The sequence below is a fragment of the Aggregatibacter sp. Marseille-P9115 genome (genome assembly GCF_920939465.1).
Taxonomy (GTDB): domain Bacteria; phylum Pseudomonadota; class Gammaproteobacteria; order Enterobacterales; family Pasteurellaceae; genus Aggregatibacter; species Aggregatibacter segnis_B.
Genome location: NZ_OV100759.1, coordinates 1,996,823 through 2,011,489, shown reverse-complemented (window position 1 = coordinate 2,011,489; position 14,667 = coordinate 1,996,823). Strand labels below are relative to the sequence as shown.

11 protein-coding genes are annotated in these 14,667 nt (G+C 45.4%); 1 reads left to right on the top strand and 10 read right to left on the bottom strand.

Annotation, left to right across the window (positions count from 1 at the left end; all coding sequences use genetic code 11):
- Window positions 1–10: 10 nt before the first annotated feature.
- From thiL to LQ983_RS09620, 10 genes are all read right to left on the bottom strand, one after another.
- Window positions 11–994: a thiamine-phosphate kinase gene (gene thiL, locus LQ983_RS09665; RefSeq protein ID WP_230622525.1), complete on the bottom strand. Its 984-nt coding sequence runs from the start codon at window positions 992–994 to the stop codon at window positions 11–13.
- 24 nt (window positions 995–1,018) lie between these two features.
- Window positions 1,019–1,444, bottom strand: a complete 426-nt coding sequence (gene nusB / locus LQ983_RS09660; RefSeq protein ID WP_109103870.1) for a transcription antitermination factor NusB — start codon at window positions 1,442–1,444, stop codon at window positions 1,019–1,021.
- A 6-nt stretch (window positions 1,445–1,450) separates the two neighbouring features.
- Window positions 1,451–1,924: a 6,7-dimethyl-8-ribityllumazine synthase gene (gene ribE / locus LQ983_RS09655; protein WP_230622524.1), complete on the bottom strand. Its 474-nt coding sequence runs from the start codon at window positions 1,922–1,924 to the stop codon at window positions 1,451–1,453.
- Between the two features lie 151 nt (window positions 1,925–2,075).
- On the bottom strand, window positions 2,076–3,725 hold the full coding sequence (pgi, locus tag LQ983_RS09650) for a glucose-6-phosphate isomerase (RefSeq protein WP_230622523.1): 1,650 nt from the start codon (window positions 3,723–3,725) through the stop codon (window positions 2,076–2,078).
- 16 nt (window positions 3,726–3,741) lie between these two features.
- On the bottom strand, window positions 3,742–4,818 hold the full coding sequence (gene alr / locus LQ983_RS09645; RefSeq protein WP_230622647.1) for an alanine racemase: 1,077 nt from the start codon (window positions 4,816–4,818) through the stop codon (window positions 3,742–3,744).
- A gap of 30 nt (window positions 4,819–4,848) precedes the next feature.
- Entirely contained in the window at window positions 4,849–6,255 is a 1,407-nt protein-coding gene (locus tag LQ983_RS09640) for a replicative DNA helicase (protein ID WP_230622522.1), read from the bottom strand.
- A 145-nt stretch (window positions 6,256–6,400) separates the two neighbouring features.
- Window positions 6,401–7,483, bottom strand: a complete 1,083-nt coding sequence (gene aroG, locus LQ983_RS09635; protein WP_304504418.1) for a 3-deoxy-7-phosphoheptulonate synthase AroG — start codon at window positions 7,481–7,483, stop codon at window positions 6,401–6,403.
- A 99-nt stretch (window positions 7,484–7,582) separates the two neighbouring features.
- The gene (lolE, locus tag LQ983_RS09630; RefSeq protein WP_230622521.1) at window positions 7,583–8,833 is read right to left on the bottom strand and encodes a lipoprotein-releasing ABC transporter permease subunit LolE; all 1,251 of its coding nucleotides are present in this window, start codon (window positions 8,831–8,833) and stop codon (window positions 7,583–7,585) included.
- The gene (lolD, locus tag LQ983_RS09625) at window positions 8,833–9,519 is read right to left on the bottom strand and encodes a lipoprotein-releasing ABC transporter ATP-binding protein LolD (protein ID WP_230622520.1); all 687 of its coding nucleotides are present in this window, start codon (window positions 9,517–9,519) and stop codon (window positions 8,833–8,835) included. The genes lolE and lolD overlap by 1 nt, the downstream gene beginning before the upstream one ends.
- 14 nt (window positions 9,520–9,533) lie before the next feature.
- A complete protein-coding gene (locus LQ983_RS09620; RefSeq protein WP_230622519.1) occupies window positions 9,534–10,718 on the bottom strand; it encodes a lipoprotein-releasing ABC transporter permease subunit in 1,185 nt (394 codons plus the stop codon).
- 216 nt (window positions 10,719–10,934) lie between these two features.
- Here LQ983_RS09620 and metH point away from each other — a divergent pair, with 216 nt between their 5' ends.
- Window positions 10,935–14,627, top strand: coding sequence for a methionine synthase (gene metH / locus LQ983_RS09615; protein WP_230622645.1), 3,693 nt, complete (start codon window positions 10,935–10,937; stop codon window positions 14,625–14,627).
- Window positions 14,628–14,667: the final 40 nt, after the last annotated feature.

The following is a 14,667-nucleotide window of genomic DNA, read 5'->3' as shown; positions in this document are numbered from 1 at the left end:
AATAAAAGACCTATTTAAAATGATCGAAACCGCCGCGAGTGACAATCTCTACCGGCTGGCCGTTTCGTTGAAATTGAATACGCTTTTTGCCGGCATGACGAATTTGTCCGACACAGGTATAAGAAATGCCAAGATGCGCCAAGGCTTTTTCTAATTTCGCTTTATGACTATCCGGCACGGTAAAACATAACTCATAGTCTTCACCGCCCGATAAGGCAAATTGTTCCGCTTGTTCCGCACCGAATTCATCCACTAATTGGGTTGAAAGTGGGAGTTTGTCCAACTCAACCACCGCGCCGCATTGGCTACGCGTTAAAATATGCCCAAGATCGGCAACCAACCCGTCTGAAATATCCACGGCGGCATTCACAAAACCGGTCATCGCTAGTTCCATGCCGAGTAGCACTCTTGGTGTTGGATGTAAATGGCGGCGAATTAAATATTCTTGCGCAGAATTGACCGCACTTTTGCCTTGTAACAAGAAAGACAAGCCCGCAGCGCTATCGCCCAAGGTGCCGGATACATAGATCCAATCGCCCACTTTGGCGTGATGGCGACAAAGGCATTTGTTCTTCGCCATAATACCTTGCGCCGTAATAGTGACGCTTAAAGGACCTTTGGTTGTGTCTCCACCGATTAAATCCACGTTGTAATGATCGAGAATGTCAAAAAAACTTTCGCTGAATTCCGCTAACCAGTCATGATCAATTTTTGGCAAGGTTAAGGCTAATGAAATCCAAGCTGGCTCTGCGCCCATAGCAGCAAGATCGCTTAAATTGCACGCAACGGCTTTATACGCCAAATCGGCAGGACGAATATTCGGCAGGAAATGGACGTTTTCCACCATGGTGTCGGTGGTAATCGCAAGATGCTGATTAGGATTTAATTCGGTGACGGCACAATCGTCACCGACAGAAAGGAGGACATCTTTACGAGGCACACGTTTAGAGGCGGTAAAATAGCGTTGAATAATATCAAATTCACCCTCTGTCATTGTGCCTCCTTGTCTCAATGAAGATTAACGTCGTACAACCGGTGCGATTTTATCCAACACACCGTTGATGTATTTGTGGCTTTCATCTGCGCCAAAGACTTTGGCGACTTCGATCGCTTCGTTGATCACCACTTTATAAGGCACATCCGCCTCAAATTGCAGCTCATACACCGCTAAACGTAAAATGGCTTTTTCGATTGGATCCAGTTCCTCTAAACCACGATCTAAGTAGCCTTGCATAGTGCGTTCCACAGCTTCCACATTTTCCACCGTTTGGCGGAATAATTTACGGAAATACGGGGTATCTACGCCTTTCATGTCCTGTTCGGTCATGAAATTGAGTTCCACGATTTCCGGTGAATTTTGTGAAACCGCCCAAGAATATAACGCTTGAACGGCACATTCACGCGCACGACGACGAGGAGAGATTTTTTTTACTTGTTCCGTCATTGTCACTTACGCTGCCTGAATTTGATTTAAAAGATTCACCATTTCTAACGCAACCAATGCTGCTTCTGCGCCTTTATTGCCTGCTTTGGTGCCGGCACGTTCAATAGCTTGTTCGATATTTTCCGTGGTTAATACGCCAAATGCTACAGGAATGTCAGATTCCATTGCCACTTTGCCTAAACCACTGCTGGCTTCGCCTGCAACATATTCAAAATGCGCTGTACCACCACGAATCACCGTGCCTAAAGCAACGATCGCATCAAATTTTTTGCTTTCCGCCAAACGACGCGCAACTAATGGCAATTCATAGGCACCCGGTACACGAACTAAAGTGATATTTTCGTCTTTTACTTGACCGACACGTTTCAACGCATCAAGAGCACCTTCCAAAAGACTTTCATTGATAAAACTGTTAAAGCGTCCGATAACAACGGAAACTTTCGCTTCTGGTGCAGCGATATGACCTTCTAAAATTTTCATGTGATTTCCTTTGTAAGATGAATAAAAAATAGTGCGCGGATTCTAGCATAAAATTCATTTTCTGGCAGTAAGAAAAGTCAAAGTGCGGTTAAAAAACACTGTTTTTTATAACCGCACTTTATTGCTAATTAGCATTGCCAATCAGACTGAATTAACGCCAAGCTTTGAATTGATTAATCAAGCCGTTGGTTGAACTGTCGTGGCTTTCCACTTTCTCGTTGGTGACCAATTCAGGCAGGATTCGGTTGGCAAGTTGTTTGCCCAATTCCACGCCCCATTGGTCGAAACTGTAAATGTTGAACAACACACCTTGTACGAAAATTTTGTGTTCGTACATGGCAATTAACGCGCCTAAACTAAACGGTGTGATTTTTTGTAACAAAATGGAGTTGGTCGGTTTGTTACCGGTAAACACTTTAAACGGTACGATGTCTTTCACGTCTTCCAAGGTTTTACCCGCGCTCAAGAATTCTGCTTCCACTTGTTCTTTAGTTTTACCGAACGCTAACGCTTCGGTTTGGGCAAAGAAGTTGGAAAGCAATTTGTTGTGATGATCGGACAACGGATTATGGCTTTGCGCCGGTGCAATGAAATCGCAAGGAATTAATGTGGTGCCTTGGTGAATCAATTGATAAAAGGCGTGCTGACCGTTCGTGCCCGGTTCGCCCCAAATAATTGGACCGGTTTGATAACCGTCGATCACTTTTCCATCACGGCCAACATATTTACCGTTGGATTCCATATTGCCTTGTTGGAAATAGGCGGCAAAACGGTGTAAATATTGGTCATACGGTAAAATCGCTTCCGTTTGTGCGCCCAAGAAGTTGGTGTTCCACAAGCCCACTAAAGCCAACGTTGTCGGAATATTTTGTGCTAACGGCGCATTGCGGAAATGTTTATCCATTTCATGCGCACCGCTTAATAACGCTTCAAAGTTTCCAAAGCCTATAGAAAGCGCAATAGACAAACCAATAGCAGACCATAAAGAATAACGACCGCCAACCCAATCCCAGAATTCAAACATATTGTTGGTATCAATGCCGAATTCTGCGACCGCTTTTGCATTGGTTGAAAGCGCTGCAAAGTGTTTTGCCACATGGGCAGGATCTTTTGCTGCGGCAAGGAACCAATCACGAGCAGACAGCGCATTCGTCATGGTTTCTTGGGTAGTGAATGTTTTGGACGCCACTAAAATTAAAGTGGTTTCCGGATTCACTTTTTTCAACGTTTCCGCAATGTGTGTACCGTCCACGTTGGAAACAAAATGCATGGTTAAATGATTTTTATACGGACGCAACGCTTCGGTCACCATGTAAGGGCCGAGATCGGAACCGCCGATACCGATATTGATCACATCCGTAATAGCTTTGCCGGTATAACCTTTCCATTCCCCGGAAATCACACGTTCACAGAACGATTTCATTTTGGCGAGCACGGCATTCACTTCCGGCATCACATCCTTGCCATCCACGAAAACCGGTGTATTGGAACGATTACGAAGTGCGGTATGTAATACAGCACGATTTTCCGTACGATTGATTTTCTCGCCATTGAACATGGCTTCTTTGGCTTGCGTTAAACCACACTCTTCAGTAAGTTGACGCAATAAAGCAAGGGTTTCTTGAGTCAGGTTATTTTTGGAAAAATCGACCAAAATCTCGTTGTTAAAGGTTAAAGAATAGTTAGCGAAACGATCTTTTTCTTGCGCGAATAAATCTTGAATCGTTGTATTCTTACGTTGCGCATGATGTTGGGTTAACGCTTTCCATGCGTTCGTTTGGGTTGGATTGATATTTTGCATAAGCACTCCTTTAAATTTAATCAATGTATTCGGTTAATACACGCGGGGTTAATTTGGTGATTAATTCATAACTGATAACGCCCGTAATTTCTGCGATTTCTTCAATCGGTAATTCTTTACCCCACAAGATCACTTCATCGCCGACCTTGTCTTGACTGTCAGCGCCAAGATCCACGGTCAGCATATCCATAGACACTTTACCCACAATCGGCACACGGCGACCATTCAGATAAACCGGCGTACCTTGCGGCACATCACGTGGATAACCATCACCATAACCAATGGCTACCACGCCAATTTTAGTGTCCTTTTCACTTGTCCAAACACCGCCGTATCCCACCGGCTCGCCTTTTTTATGTTCGCGCACGGCGATTAAAGAAGACGTTAAATTCATCACCGGTGTTAAACCGTATTCTTTACCCGGTGTATTATTCGGTGAAATGCCGTACATAATAATGCCCGGACGAATCCAATCTAAATGCGCGTCCTGCCAGAACAAAATACCACCGGAAGCGGAAATACTCCGCTCACCGGATTTGCCTTCCGTTGCCTGTAAAAAGCGACTTAATTGTTTTTCTGTATAACCGCACTCTAACTCATCAGCACGGCTAAAGTGACTCACAAAGCCAATATCCGGATCTACGCACGGAAGCGATTTGAGTTTTTGATAAAAGTTATCCACTTCGTCCAAATGCACGCCTAAACGATGCATTCCCGTATCGATTTTCAACCATACTTTCACCGGATTAGGCGTTTGAGCTTGCTCAAGGGCGTCTAACTGTTCTTGGCTATGCACGACAGTTTGAATGTTATTGACAGCCAAAATCGGTAAGTCTTTAGAAGAGAAAAAACCTTCTAACAGCAAAATCGGTTTGGTAATGCCGTTGGAGCGTAATTTTAGTGCTTCTTCTAAACGCGCCACGCCAAAGCAATCCACCAGACTTTCAACGGCAGAAGACACAAACACGACACCGTGTCCGTAAGCATTGGCTTTGACTACTGCAATAATTTTACTGTTTGGGGCTTTTTGTTTAATGGTTTGAATATTGTGTTTTAACGCAACAGAACTGATTTTCGCTGTTGCCGGTTTCATATGCATTTTTTATCTCTTTTACTCTGTTATCTAATATTCGTCATCGTAATGATGATGTTCTGCTAAGTTATCAAAACGGGAAAAATTACCTTGGAATGCTAACTTCACGCGTCCAATCGGCCCGTTACGCTGTTTACCGATAATAATTTCCGCAATGCCTTTTTCTTCCGATTCACGGTTATACACTTCGTCACGATAAATAAACATAATCAAGTCCGCATCCTGCTCAATGGAGCCTGACTCACGCAAGTCTGAGTTGACCGGGCGTTTATCCTGACGGTTTTCCAAGGTTCGGTTTAATTGTGACAGGGCGATCACCGGCACTTCTAATTCTTTTGCCAATGCTTTCAAAGAACGGGAAATTTCTGCAATTTCTAAGTTACGATTCTCAGAAAATGCCGGGGCACGCATTAATTGAAGGTAGTCCACCATGATTAAACTTAAGCCGTTATTTTCACGATAAACCCGTCTGGCACGAGAACGCAACTCCGTCGGCGTTAAACCGGAAGAATCGTCAATAAATAAATTCGGTTTTTTCGCAAGCATCCCCATGGTGCTGGAAATTTTTGCCCAATCATTGTCGTCCAAACCCTGACCGGTACGAATTTTCGTTTGATCCACGCGAGAAAGTGACGCCAAGCTACGCATCATAATTTGTTCTGCCGGCATCTCTAAACTGAACACCAATACGGGTTTATCACTGCCTAACGCTGCATTTTCACACAGGTTCATGGCAAAGGTAGTTTTCCCCATGGAAGGACGCGCCGCCACAATAATCAAGTCGGATTTTTGCAAACCTGCCGTTTTCTTATCTAAATCTTTGAAACCGGTGGAAACGCCGGTAACACCGGAATGATCTTTAATTTGGCTGAGTTGTTCGATTTTATTGATGGTGTTTTCCAGAATGGAAATGATATTTTGTGGCCCTTCGGTACCGGATGTGCGCTTCTCGGCAATGGAAAAAACTTCTCGCTCTGCCTCATCCAACAAATGTTTCACATCCTGCCCTTTCGGAGAATAGCTGTTTTGCGCAATTTTGTTCCCAACGGAAATCAACTCGCGCATGATCGCCTTTTCTCGTACCACATTGGCATAAGCCACCACGTTAGCAGCACTTGGCGTGTTATTAGAAAGCTCCGCCAAATAAGCAAAGCCCCCTACCTGTTCGATGACTTCTCGACTTTTCAGTGCCTGTTCTAAGGTAATTAAATCCACCGGCGATTGCTGGGCAATCAGCTTTTCCATTTCCTCGAAAATCAGACGATGTTCAAAGCGGTAAAAATCCTCTTTCACCACATTTTCTGCCACATCATCCCAATACATGTTGTTCAGCAAAATACTGCCCAACACGGCTTGTTCAGCTTCAATAGAATGAGGAGGAATGTTCAAATTGGTGGTGTTTTGGTCTTTCGCAGGAGGAGAATTTTTAGACGCCATTATTGCCTCAGTGGATAAAAATAAGTCCCTATATGATATACCAAATCCGGAGGCGGTTTAACTTAAAAGTCAAAAAAAGTGCGGTGGAAATTCGCTCTGAAAATCCACCGCACTTTTGTTTGAAATGAACGGATGAAAAGAAAGATCAACCTTTTAATTTACGTTTTGCCGCCACCGCATCGGATAACGCTTGTAAGACTTTTTCACTGTCTTCCCAACCGATACAGCTGTCGGTGATGCTTTGGCCATAAGTTAAAGGTTTGCCTTCCACCAAATCTTGACGGCCTTCGACCAAATGGCTTTCAATCATCACACCAAAAATTTTATCGGAACCTGCCGCAATTTGACGTGCCACTTCACGGCTCACATCCAATTGTTTTTTAAATTGTTTGCAGCTGTTGGCATGGCTGAAATCCACCATCACATGGGCTCTATAACCCGCTTTGGCAAGTTCATCGCATACGTTAGCAACATCTTGTTCACTGTAATTCGGGCCATTGTCGCCACCGCGTAAAATAATGTGGCAGTCTTCGTTACCTTTGGTGGAAACGATAGCAGAATGACCAAACTTCGTGACGGACAAGAAATGATGCGGTGCTTCTGCGGCACCAATCGCGTCTAAGGCAATTTTTACGCCACCGTTAGTCGCATTTTTAAAGCCAACGGCACAAGATAAACCGGAAGCCAATTCACGGTGCACTTGGGATTCGGTGGTTCTTGCGCCAATCGCGCCCCAACTCATGAAATCCGCTAAATATTGCGGTGTGATCATATCCAAAAATTCGCCGGCGGTCGGCACGGTTAAATCGTTAATGTCAGACAACAATTTACGCGCCATACGCAAACCGTCATTCAAGGCATACGTATTATTTAAGTGCGGGTCATTAATTAAGCCTTTCCAGCCCACAGTGGTGCGCGGTTTTTCAAAATACACACGCATGATAATTTGTAAGGTATCTTGGTATTTTTCGCGCATTAATTTAATACGTTTCGCATATTCTAATGCGGCTTTCGGATCATGAATGGAACAAGGCCCGATAACCACAAGTAAACGATCATCTTCACCATGAATAATTTTATGCGCTTCGTGACGGGCATTTTCCACGGTTTTCACTGCAACGCTGCTTGCCGGATATTTTTCTAGCAAGGCAATCGGGGGTAACACCTGTTCAATCTTGCCAATTCGCGTATCGTCGTTTTCAATGGAAATATCGTTTTTTGTGTTCATTGTTCACTCGCTTATCTTCATAAAATTCTAAAATGACCGAAAAAGTGGTATTACTCTACCACTGCAAGTTGTACTAGTAAACTAGTTTATTTGATTTTTTTAATGGCCGCTTAATACCTGTGCCGGTTGCAATTTTGCCGCACGATTTGCCGGATAAAGGCTGGCAAATAAACTGAGAAGTAACGCAGAAAGCAACACCAACAACACATCCTGCCAATGGAGTTCGGTTGGGAGGAAGTCCACAAAATAAATGCCGTCGGACAATAATTTTCTGCCGATGACACTTTCCAATCCTTGAATAAGTGCGGTCAAATTTAAGGCCAAAATCACGCCCAACACAATCCCAATCAGACAGCCTTTCATGCCTGCCTGCAAGCCATACCAAATAAAAATACGCTTAATAAACCCATTATTCGCCCCAAGAGTACGCATGATGGCAATGTCACCGGCTTTATCTTTCACCGCCATGATGAGCGTGGACACGATATTAAAACACGCCACCCCAATCACTAGTACCATGGCAATGTACATCACCGTGCGAATCAGCTGAATATCGCGATACATATAGCCAAATTTACTGATCCAGTTTTGCAGGTAGAGCATCTGCGGATAATCTTGCAACATAGAATAATCAAGGGTTTGAATGTTAAACGGATCGGCGGTTTTCAATTCTACTCCGCTCACCTGTTCCGCTTTATAATTCATCAACTGCTGCGCTTGTACTAATGGCATGAGGGCATAACTGTGATCCAACTGGCCGTCTAAACGCAAAATGCCGGTTACTTGAATCCCTTCACGCAACGGCTGGGTTAAATTTTCCGTGCCTTTTTGTTGTGAAATTAACAAGGAAACCCAATCCCCCTCTTGCACATCCAACTCTCGAGCGATGCCCGAACCCAGCACCAAACCGCCATGTTGAGCGAAATTTTGCCATCCTTGATTTAACACGAAACGCCCAAGAGAACTCACTTGATCCTGCAATGCCGTTTCCACGCCTTTAATTTGCACTACTTTTAATTTCGCGCCGTTTTCCACGAGAGCGGTAAAACTGACAAAAGGCGAAACGCCAATGATTTGCGGATTTTGTTTCAACTTAGCGGCAAGATGTTGCCAATGATCAATCGGTGCATTGCTTTGCCCGTTTGCAGAGGAAATTTCCGCATGCGGCACCACCGCCAAAATACGTTGATTGAGCTCGCGTTCAAAGCCATTCATGGCGCTTAAACCGATAATTAACACCGCCACGCCCAAGGCTATGCCCATGCTGGAAAAAAATGAAATCAGCGACACCAAACGGTTTTTATGCTTACTGCGTTGATAGCGCCAACTAATAAAAAATGGCGTATTCATCAGGCATTTTCCTCGCGTAACACGCCGTCTTGCATAATTAAACGGCGATTCAATTTTTCCGCCAAATTCAAGTCGTGGGTCACCAACAAGAACGCAATTTGCTTTTCTTGGTTGAGCTGTTGAATCAACTCAAAAATGCTTTCCGTGGTTTTGTGATCCAAATTTCCCGTAGGTTCGTCTGCTAACACCAATGCCGGATTATTCACCAACGCACGGGCAATCGCCACACGTTGGCGTTCCCCACCGGATAATGCTGAGGGACGATGTGAAATTCTGTGCTGTAAACCGACCGCACTTAAGATCTGTTCGGCGCGATCCTGTGCTTCTGTTTTATTTTGTTGCCCGATAAGCATCGGCATCATCACGTTCTCAAGTGCGGTGAAATCTGCCATTAAATGATGAAACTGATACACAAAGCCTAAATATTGATTGCGCAACTTCGCCAAGGCGTTCGGGCTCATTTGTTGCAACGATTGCCCTTTAATAAACACTTCACCGCTGCTCGGTTGATCCAAGCCGCCCAAGGTGTGCAGCAACGTACTTTTGCCCGAACCTGAACTGCCCACAATCGCGACCAACTCACTCGGTTGCATAGAAAAAGACACCTGTTTTAGCACTTCCGTTTGTTGGGTGCCTTCTTGATAAAATTTACTCACATTTTGGCAAGATAATAATGCTGTATTCATTTTCTCATCTCTTTTTATTCGTAGCGCAAGGCTTCTGCCGGTTCCACTTTCGCGGCGCGATAGGCCGGATAAATAGTGGATAACAATGACAATAATAAGGAAAACACGATAATCGTCAGGATTTGCCAAGGCTCAAGTGCGGTCGGTAAATACATCGTTTTTGCGCCTAAGATATTCACGATAGCATCCAAATTTAACGTTACTAACACGCCCAATATGGCACCCGCCAAGGTGCCCATTAACCCCACCAATAAACCTTGATAAATAAAGATGGAACGCACCTGTCCTTTTGTTAAACCGAGGGTTTGTAAAATGGCAATTTCGCCCTGTTTGTCGACCACCATCAGGCTTAAAGACGTAATAATATTGGACACCGCCACCACAATAATTAAGCTCACCAACAAGCCCATCATATTTTTTTCCATGCGAACCGCTTGGAAAAACTCGCCTTTTTGTATGCGCCAATCGGTGATTTGCGCTGCGGATGGAAATGCCGCCGGCAGCTCGGTAATTTGGAACGGATCCGTTAAAAATAAACGGAAACCTTGGGCTTCGCCCGGCTGAATTCGCATTAAGCGCCCAATATCCGTTAAATTGGCAAACGCTTCATAACCGGAGACTTCGCCCGTCTCAAAATAGATTTCACTGACGGTAAATAAACGTTGCAATGGCACGCGCCCAAATGGCGTGTATTGGCTGTTTTCGGTAATCATTAAACGCACTTTGTCGCCGACATGCAGGTTTAATTTCTGCGCCAGCTGATCGCCAATGATAATTTTAAATTCGCCTGTCGGTAACAAATCCTCAAAATTCTGCTCAGACAATGTGGATAAAATCGGGTCATCCGCAAATTGTCGAATCCCAATCACTTGCCCTGCGCTGACACCGCCCGCGGTTTGAAAAATCACATTCGTCATATTTATCGGCACGGCTTTTTGCACGAAATTCGGCATAGTTGGCTCGGCATCGTCGATCTTCACCTTGCCGTTCGGGCTGACAATGGCGTGTGGAATGGAAGAAAGCACCTGTTGTTTTTGATAGCCTTCCAAACCGTTCATCACAGATAGCACGATAATTAATGCCATCACGCCAAGCACAATGCCGAAACTGGCTAAATTCGTCACCAACCGTCCAAAACGATCAGCACTTTTTGCCCGCCAATAGCGCAATGCAATAAAAAGAGGGGTAGATAAGGTCATAAGGGATAAAAAATCATTCAAAAATACGAGAAAAATTGCGCGCTAGTTTAGCATAGACCAAGATAAAAAGCAGAAAATCGGCAAAGAATTCTCTTAAGCCTACCGAAAAAACACGCTAAAAAATCACCGCACTTTTAGAGAGATAACATTTGACAGCGCAAGCACATCTTCCTACTATTCCTCCCATTTATTTGAACTCCAACAAACGGAAAGCTTATTTTGAAAAACACCACTGAAATACTAAAAAATGCCCTCGCCCAACGTATCTTAATTTTAGACGGCGCCATGGGCACGATGATCCAAAAATATAAACTCACCGAAGCGGATTTCCGTGGCGAACGCTTTGCTGAAAGTGCGGTCGATTTACGCGGCAATAATGATTTGCTGACCCTCACCCAACCGTTACTCATTTCCGCCATTCACGAAAAATATTTAGAAGCAGGCGCGGACATTATTGAAACCAATACGTTCAGCTCCACGACCATTGCGCAAGCGGATTACGACTTGCAATCCATTGCTTACGAACTCAACTTTGCCGGCGCGAAACTGGCACGTTTGGCGGCGGATAAATACAGCACACCGGAAAAACCAAGATTCGTCGCGGGGATTCTAGGCCCGACTAACCGCACTGCCTCCATTTCCCCGAACGTAAACGATCCGGGTTTCCGTAACGTCACCTTTATGGAATTGGTGGATGCCTATTCAGAAGCTACACGCGGCTTAATCGAAGGTGGCGCTGATTTAATTATGATCGAAACCATTTTCGACACGCTAAATGCCAAAGCCGCGGTATTTGCCATCGAAACCGTATTTGAAGAATTAGGCGTGGAATTGCCAATCATGATTTCCGGCACCATTACTGATGCTTCCGGCCGTACCCTTTCAGGACAAACCACCGAAGCGTTCTACAACTCCCTGCGCCACGCCAAACCACTCACATTCGGTTTGAACTGTGCGCTAGGCCCTAAAGAATTACGCCAGTATGTTGAACAACTGTCTAAAATCAGTGAAACCTATGTTTCCGTACACCCGAATGCGGGCTTGCCAAATGCCTTCGGCGGCTACGATCTTGGTGCAGAAGACATGGCGGCACACCTTAAAGAATGGGCGGAAAGCGGCTTTGTGAACATTATCGGCGGCTGTTGCGGCACCACACCGGAACACATTAAAGCCTTTGCCGAGGCGGTAGAAAATATCCCACCACGCAAATTGCCACAAATCAAAACTGCCATGCGTTTATCAGGTTTAGAACCGCTCAACATTGATGATGAAAGCCTGTTCGTGAACGTGGGAGAACGCAATAACGTGACAGGTTCGGCGAAATTCAAACGCTTAATTAAAGAAGACAAATTTGCCGAAGCCATTGAAATTGCTATCGACCAAGTGGAAAACGGCGCACAAGTCATCGACGTGAACATGGACGAGGCCTTGCTCGACGGCAAAAAATGCATGACCCGTTTCCTCAATATTATGGCGACAGAACCCGATGCAGCCAAAGTGCCGGTGATGATCGACTCCTCCAAATGGGAAGTGATTGAAGCAGGCTTGCAATCAGTGCAAGGCAAACCGATTGTGAACTCTATCTCGTTGAAAGAAGGCGAAGAGATTTTTATCGAACACGCCAAACTGGTACGTAAATACGGCGCTGCTGTGGTCGTGATGGCATTCGACGAAGTTGGGCAAGCGGACACCGAAGATCGCAAAGTGGAAATCTGTACCCGTGCCTATAACATCTTAGTCAACCAACTTGGCTTCCCGCCGGAAGACATCATTTTCGACCCGAATATTTTCGCCATTGGCACCGGGATTGAAGAACACAACAACTACGGCGTAGATTTCATCAACGCCACAGGTCGCATTAAACGCAGCTTGCCGCACGCCAAGATTTCCGGCGGTGTGTCAAACGTGTCCTTCTCCTTCCGTGGTAACAACGTGATGCGTGAAGCCATTCACGCGGTCTTCCTCTATCACGCCATCAAACAAGGCATGGACATGGGGATTGTGAACGCAGGCCAGCTTGCGATTTATGACGATCTCGATCCTGAATTGCGTGAAATCGTAGAAGATGCCGTCTTAAACCGCAGCCCGGATGCTACCGAAAAATTGCTCGATATTGCAGAAAAATATCGTAATCAAGGCAACGATGAAAGTGCGGTCGATTCTGTCGCCGAATGGCGCACGTGGACGGTGGAAGAACGCTTAAAACACGCCCTTGTGAAAGGCATTACCACGTACATCATCGAAGACACCGAAGAAGCCCGCCAAAAATTGCCAACGCCGTTAGAAGTGATCGAAGGCCCGCTCATGGCTGGCATGGATGTGGTGGGCGATTTGTTCGGCGACGGCAAAATGTTCCTACCGCAAGTGGTGAAATCCGCGCGCGTGATGAAACAATCGGTAGCGTATTTAGAGCCGTTTATCAACGCCACCAAACAAAAAGGCTCCAGCAATGGTAAAGTGGTGATCGCCACCGTGAAAGGCGACGTGCACGACATTGGCAAAAACATCGTAAGCGTGGTGTTGCAATGTAATAACTTTGAAGTGATTGACTTGGGCGTGATGGTACCGGCGGACAAAATCATTCAAACCGCTATTGATGAAAAAGCGGATCTTATTGGCTTGAGCGGTTTAATTACGCCTTCTTTAGATGAAATGGAATACTTCCTCAGCGAAATGACGCGTTTAGGTTTGGACTTGCCCGTTTTGATTGGCGGTGCGACCACCTCTAAAGAACATACCGCCATTAAACTTTATCCAAAATATAAACAACACGGTGTGTTCTATACCTCCAACGCCTCCCGTGCGGTAACGGTGTGTGCCACATTGATGAATCCGGAAGGGCGTGCGGCATTGTGGGAACAATTCAAGAAGGATTACGAAAAAATCCAACAATCTTTTGCTAACCGCAAACCACTGCGTAAGCAACTCAGCATTGAAGAAGCCCGCGCCAACCGTTTTGATGGCTTTAGCGGCGAATGGGCGGATTATGTACCGCCAACGCCAAAACAAACGGGCATTGTGGAATTTAAAAACGTGCCGATTGCCGAACTGCGTAAATTCATCGACTGGTCGCCATTCTTCCGTATTTGGGGATTAATGGGTGGCTATCCGGATGCCTTTGATTATCCGGAGGGCGGCGAAGAAGCCCGTCGTGTATGGAATGATGCACAAGTGGTATTGGATGAATTAGAACAAAACCACAAGCTCAACCCAAGTGGTATTTTAGGCATTTTCCCTGCGGAACGTTTGGGCGACGATGTGGTGCTATTTTCTGATGAAGAACGCACACAAACCATTGGCACCGCTTACGGCTTACGCCAACAAACGGAACGTGGTAAAAACAGCAAAAGCCCATTTAACTTCTGCTTAAGTGACTTTATCGCCGATCGCGAAAGTGGCAAAAAAGACTGGTTCGGCATGTTTGCTGTATGCGCAGGCATTGAAGAAATGGATTTAGTGGAAGGCTACAAAGCGGCAGGCGACGACTACAACGCCATCTTGCTGCAAGCCGTAGGCGATCGCCTCGCCGAAGCTATGGCAGAATACCTGCACTTTGAACTCCGCACCCGCATTTGGGGCTACACGCAAGAGGAATTCGATAATCAAGGTTTAATCAATGAAAACTACGTCGGTATCCGCCCTGCGCCGGGTTATCCAAGCTGTCCGGAACACACGGAAAAAGCCTTGATTTGGGATTTATTAGAAGTCGAACAACGCATCGGCATGAAACTCACCGAAAGCTACGCCATGTGGCCGGCGGCTTCCGTCTGCGGTTGGTACTTCACCCACCCGGCAAGCAACTATTTCACCTTAGGTCGCATTGATGAAGACCAAGCTCAAGATTATGCCAAACGTAAAGGTTGGGATGAGAGAGAGATGATGAAGTGGTTGGGTGTGGCGATGAAGTAGCTCATCTAGTTTGGTAGTTCTAACTAAAATATGAAGGAAT

Bases quoted from the DNA above. Each gene is read 5' to 3' on its own strand.
- lolD (WP_230622520.1), bottom strand. From the start codon at position 9,519: ATGAATACAGCATTATTATCTTGCCAAAATGTGAGTAAATTTTATCAA.
- lolE (WP_230622521.1), bottom strand. From the start codon at position 8,833: ATGAATACGCCATTTTTTATTAGTTGGCGCTATCAACGCAGTAAGCAT.
- nusB (WP_109103870.1), bottom strand. From the start codon at position 1,444: ATGACGGAACAAGTAAAAAAAATCTCTCCTCGTCGTCGTGCGCGTGAA.
- pgi (WP_230622523.1), bottom strand. From the start codon at position 3,725: ATGCAAAATATCAATCCAACCCAAACGAACGCATGGAAAGCGTTAACC.
- aroG (WP_304504418.1), bottom strand. From the start codon at position 7,483: ATGAACACAAAAAACGATATTTCCATTGAAAACGACGATACGCGAATT.
- alr (WP_230622647.1), bottom strand. From the start codon at position 4,818: ATGAAACCGGCAACAGCGAAAATCAGTTCTGTTGCGTTAAAACACAAT.
- thiL (WP_230622525.1), bottom strand. From the start codon at position 994: ATGACAGAGGGTGAATTTGATATTATTCAACGCTATTTTACCGCCTCT.
- ribE (WP_230622524.1), bottom strand. From the start codon at position 1,924: ATGAAAATTTTAGAAGGTCATATCGCTGCACCAGAAGCGAAAGTTTCC.
- LQ983_RS09620 (WP_230622519.1), bottom strand. From the start codon at position 10,718: ATGACCTTATCTACCCCTCTTTTTATTGCATTGCGCTATTGGCGGGCA.
- LQ983_RS09640 (WP_230622522.1), bottom strand. From the start codon at position 6,255: ATGGCGTCTAAAAATTCTCCTCCTGCGAAAGACCAAAACACCACCAAT.